General features: G+C 62.6%; 5 protein-coding genes. All 5 read right to left on the reverse strand.

Annotation, left to right across the window (positions count from 1 at the left end):
• The coding region (locus tag Ssi02_RS38350) for a tetratricopeptide repeat protein (protein ID WP_204034375.1) at nt 1–1633 on the reverse strand (1633 nt) is incomplete at its 3' end.
• Between the two features lie 3 nt (nt 1634–1636).
• A complete protein-coding gene (locus tag Ssi02_RS38355) occupies nt 1637–2131 on the reverse strand; it encodes a hypothetical protein (RefSeq protein WP_204034380.1) in 495 nt (164 codons plus the stop codon).
• A 422-nt stretch (nt 2132–2553) separates the two neighbouring features.
• Nucleotides 2554–3942 carry a tetratricopeptide repeat protein gene (locus Ssi02_RS38360; protein WP_204034387.1) on the reverse strand — a complete coding sequence of 463 codons (1389 nt, stop codon included), beginning with the start codon at nt 3940–3942 and terminating at the stop codon, nt 2554–2556.
• Nucleotides 3935–4318, reverse strand: coding sequence for a hypothetical protein (locus Ssi02_RS38365; RefSeq protein ID WP_204034389.1), 384 nt, complete (start codon nt 4316–4318; stop codon nt 3935–3937). The genes Ssi02_RS38360 and Ssi02_RS38365 overlap by 8 nt, the downstream gene beginning before the upstream one ends.
• 248 nt (nt 4319–4566) lie before the next feature.
• The coding region (locus Ssi02_RS38370) for an integrase core domain-containing protein (RefSeq protein ID WP_204034391.1) at nt 4567–4872 on the reverse strand (306 nt) is incomplete at its 5' end.

Raw genomic sequence — 4872 nt, forward strand, 5'->3', positions numbered from 1 at the left:
TGGCGACATCGGGGTGGTCGGGGCCGTAGGCGGCTTCGGTGATGGCCAGCGCCCGTTCAAGCAACGGCACTGCTTCGCCCGGCCGCCCTAGATCACAGAAAGCGATGGCGAGGTTGCCCATTGAGGTGGCGACAGTGGGGTGGTCGGGACCGTAGAGGGCCTCGGCGATGGTCATCGCCCGCTTGGCGAGATCATGGACTCGCCGATGCTGGCCCTGCGTCACAGTGAAGACAGCGGCCTGGTTGAGGACAAAGCCGAGCTCTGCGGGCTCGCCTCCCTGCCGGTGGCAGGAGGCTAGAGCGTCGATGTGGGGCATCAGATCACGCCAGATTGGCCAGCCGGCGACATTGGTGCCCGGGCCAGGCGGTAGCGCCTGCCCCATCCAGGTCAGGGCGGTGTGGCGGGCGGCCTGCTGTGCGGGGGCGTCGTAGTCCAGGCCGTGGCGGATCACGGACTGGAACAGCCGGTGCATGCTGATCGTCTCGGCCTCGTCCACTCCGGACCGGCTGATCATGCTGTAGGAGGCCAGCACCGACAATGCCTCATCCCACTTCTGTTCCTCTTCCTTCCCCCCGTAAGGCTGTTGATCGCCTAGCGGAAGGACACCCAGCAGGAGGCGCGGGATGTCCCCGGGGGAGTAGCAGGCCAGCACCCGCAACAGGTGCTCGACCGCCAAGCCGGTACGACGGTTATGCGCCTGCAGTGCTGCCAGGTGGTGGTGCCACAATCGGGCCATGATCCGCTCGGCCTCCCCGCCGTGCGGGAATCGCGCGTGCGCTCGTGCTGGCTCCTCGTGGAGTTGCCGTAGGTAGCGGGAAGGGCTGCAACGTTGCTGATGCATGTAGGCCGCCGCCTGCTCCAGCGCCAGTGGCAGATGCCCCAGCTCGGCCGCGATCGCCTCCAGATCGGCCACCTGGCCCGGGCCGAGCGGCTGGGACCGCCCGATGATCGCCAGCATCAGATCCAGCGCGGGCCGGCCCTCCAGCACGGGTAGGGACACAGTGGCCAGGCCCTGCCAGTAGACGTCCCGCCGAGTGGTGATCACCAGATGGCCGCCGGACAACCGGTCCAGGCACTGCCGTACGGCGTCGGGATCCTCGACGTTGTCCAGCACCACCAGCCACCCCGGATGGGCCTGCAGCCACTCCAGCGCCCACGCGGCCGCCTGCTCGGCATCACCGAGCAGCCCGATCGGCGGGTGAAGCGCCGTGGCCAGGGCGGCCAGCCCGTGTTGCAGGTTCTGCGGAGAGTCGGCGTTGATCCACCACGCCACCGGATACTCCTCCCGGTAGGCGTGGGCGTACTGGCGGACCAGCTCGGACTTGCCCACCCCGCCCATCCCGTACACGACCTGGCGCACCACCAGCGGGGTTCGCTCGCAGGTCAGCAGAGTGCGCAGCCGCTCCAGCTCCTGAGCGCGGCCGACGAAGTGCCGGGCCCGTGGTGCCTCCACGTGGCGCACCGGCTCGTGCGCCGATACCCGCACCTGCCGGGCGGGCAGCAGACCTCCCGGCTCCAGCCTGATGATCGGCGAATGATCCCCGGTCGTCGCCGCTCCGATGTTCTGGGCGGCTATCGAGCCGACACCTGCGGCACGAATGTCCACGCTGGGAGGGGGGATCGGATTGGTCACGGCTCAACCTGTCGGTGCGGGCGGAGCGGAGTCGCCTGTGGAGGCGGATCCGATGTTCTGGGCGGCGATCGATCGCTCGCCGATCGCCTCGATCCGCACATGGGCTTGCGGACCAGAAATTGCAGCGTCCGACCTGAGCGCCGGCCGGTCTTCCTGGGCGGGGCTCGGTGCCGGTGACGCCGCTTCAGGCAGTGCGGGAGAACGATTTCCCGTAGAGGCGGAGTGGATCGTCTGGGCGGCGATCGACCTGTCTCCGCCCGCCGTGATGTGAATGTCGACGGGCGCCGCAGCCGGCGTCAGAGCGCGCCGGGCAAGATGCACCTGATAGAGCGTCAATGGCACGCCGATCAGTGCTGTCACGCCCATGTTGATGAGGCTTGCCCACCTGTCGGCGTCCTCAAGCCCTTCCCTGAACAGCAGAACCCCCACCACTACCGTGCCGACAAGTACAACCACTGCTCCACCGGCCCAGGCCAGCGCTCGCCACTTGTTGCCCACGATCCCTATCATGAATCATCGGTGCAAGGCAGACGGGCGATTGCCCACCATGGGCAGATCGTTACAGAGAGCATCGCTTGATCGGTCAAATTGTCGGCGAATCTGCACTCGGAGTGGTTCGCGTCAGGCCATCCCGCCTGGCTTCCTGCTCGAATTCTGCGGCAATGCCCGAGTCGCTCGGTGGCAACCCGACCCGTACCGCAGGGCCGCCAGGCCCGAGGAACGGAAGCGGGGCGGCAGCCCCTAGACACCGGCAAGAACCTGTGCAGCTAGGGCGCCCAAGTTCAGGCAGAGTGCACTGCCCGAGCGCAGGGTCGCCATGCCCGAGGACCGGAAGTGGCGCAGGAGTAAAGAGCGGGGCACAGTAGGTCACATGTAGACATTAGAAGCGCCCTGAGACCTTTCTCGCCAACTCTTCATGCCTAAGTTAGCCTGCCCTCCTTGCTGTCATACTCGTATGGACTCTCGCCTAGCGTACGAAGGATGGCAAGTGTTCCAGGGTGATCGTCGCCGAGAACGCGGCGAGTAACTTCCAGCACTGCGCGCCATTCATCTAAAGCCGTCTGCTGGCGGCCCATCAGCCAATGTACCCGGGCTAGATTGTAGCCACTAGCCAAGGTTGCCGGATGCTCTTCCCCGAAATGGTCCTGCAGAATAGAAAGCGCATCGGCATGAGATCTCTCAGCGTCATCAAGTCGGCCCAGCTCTTCATACGCGCCGCCCAGCATTGTGAGCGCATTGGCAATTCCAGACTTGGAAGATTCGGGTGTTTGCGCTTTGAAACGTCGATATAGATCGATTGCTTCAAGTGCCGCTTGGAGTGCTTCACTGTGGCGACCAAGCTGGGTAAGCGCGTTCCCGAGATTGCTCAGCGAAACCGCCAGGTCCGTTTGGTAGACAACTGGATCCTGGCGCGCCAATCCGCGATATATCCGAACGGCCTCCTCGCTTGACTTGAATGCATCCTTGTATCGTCCAGAGTTAATAAGGCTAGTGGAGTAGTTGTTCAATGAGGCGGCTAGGCCGGGCAGGTGAGCATCTTCGCTTGCAGTCGACATTTCTCGATAGAGTTGAATCGCCTCCTCGCCTGCCAATAGCGCAGCCGATTTCCGCCCGAGTGTAGACAAATGAGTAGCCAGTGTACTCAGCGCCCGCGCAAGGTTGTGCTGGTACAGCTCGGGCTCACTCTCAGCGATCTGGCGATACAGTCGGACAGCAGCCTCGCTATCGGCCAGGGCTTCCTCTCTTCGTCCCGTTTCTGCCAGGAGAATAGATCGATTGTTCAGTGCGCCAGCGAACTCCGCAACATAGTCCCCAATGACGTATTCGTCTTGGTCGCGACGTTGCATATCGTCTTCATGAATTTGAACTGCTTCGCTGGCAACGGCCAGCGCTTCTTGGAGCCGACCGATATCCGCTAGGTAGCTAGCGTGATTGCTGAGCGATGAGGTCAGATCTGCGACATACAAGTCAGAGTTCCCGTTTGCAAGCTCGCGATAATGGCGAATGGCCTCTTCGTTGTACGCTATTGCCTCTGAATATCGACCTGCGGCAGCACTATTAAGTGCGAAGTCATTTAAGGAAGATGCGAGCTCAGGGAGAAAGGATTGGCGATCCTTGATCGACAGGTCGCGCCAAATGTTAATCGCTTCTTTGGAGGCTTCAAATGCATCCGAACGCCCTCCCGTCTGAATCAGACGGCGAGCAGTCTTTTGGAGCGCATGTGCCAGATCCGGAATATACTGATCAAGACCAGAATCAATAAGCTCACGAAGGCGGCGGGTCTCGTGATCGGCCCACTTGTCAGTCATGACCGCTCGCCTCCTCGGATTCGATCTTTTCGTTCTCACCGTGCGCAGTTCGTATCCATTGATCGATGTAGCCAGCTTGCAAGGCGACCTCTTGGCTGTACACTTTGAGGTCAATTGTTTTTCCCGGATTAACAATCCGGAGATGGACTGCTGGCTTCTCAGCAGATTGCGATTCAGACCGCTGGCGACGGGATTGTGCAAGCGCCACTCCCAGCCCGCTCGCGAGGGTAAGAGCTACCACGCCTGTCCATCTCAGGGCAGTGGCTTCGGTGGTGGCATAATTGATCATGACATTCGTGGCTGAGGCCAACAACGCCATGCCAACGGCACTCAGAACCCCGGATCGCCACGGGGTACGCGATTCGGCCTTCGCCACGGGTCTACCTAACCGGAGCGTATGCCGCGTCGGCAACGTGTTCGGGATATTTCGCTGATCGGATCCCAGCGGAGTCGATGCTTGTGTGCCATCCGCGTGGGCGGTGCGGGTCGCGACCGGCCGGAGAGCCGCAGCGCGGCCCGTGACCGCCCGACGCGCGGCGGGCCGCGGAGCGGTCCGCCTTTAAAGACGTAAAGAAAGTTCTCATCCGGCAGAGGTAGTTGGCGTGTGCGACCGACAGTGATCGTTTACGCCTGGGCCTGAGCTTGGGTCTTCTGTTTGAGGCGTTCGTAGGGGGTCTGGCCGCCGAGGCCGCCATGGGGTCGATGGTAGTTGTAGTAGTCCTCCCATTCGCGCAGCTTGTCGTTGAACAGTTCGGCGTCGTCGATGACGACACCCTCCAGCATCCGGTAGAACTCCTCGGCGTCGATGCGGTGTGAGCGCTCGACCTTGCCGTTCAGCCGCGGAGTGCGCGGTTTGATGTAGATGTGGGCGATGCCCTTGTCCAGCACGTGCCAGTGGAAGGCCGACTGGAACTCCGCCCCGTTGTCGGT

Origin of the sequence: Sinosporangium siamense (assembly GCF_016863435.1) — a bacterium.
Classification (GTDB): Bacteria; Actinomycetota; Actinomycetes; order Streptosporangiales; family Streptosporangiaceae; genus Sinosporangium; species Sinosporangium siamense.

Coding starts and splice junctions, on each gene's coding strand:
- Ssi02_RS38360 (WP_204034387.1), bottom strand. CDS start 3,942: ATGACTGACAAGTGGGCCGATCACGAGACCCGCCGCCTTCGTGAGCTT.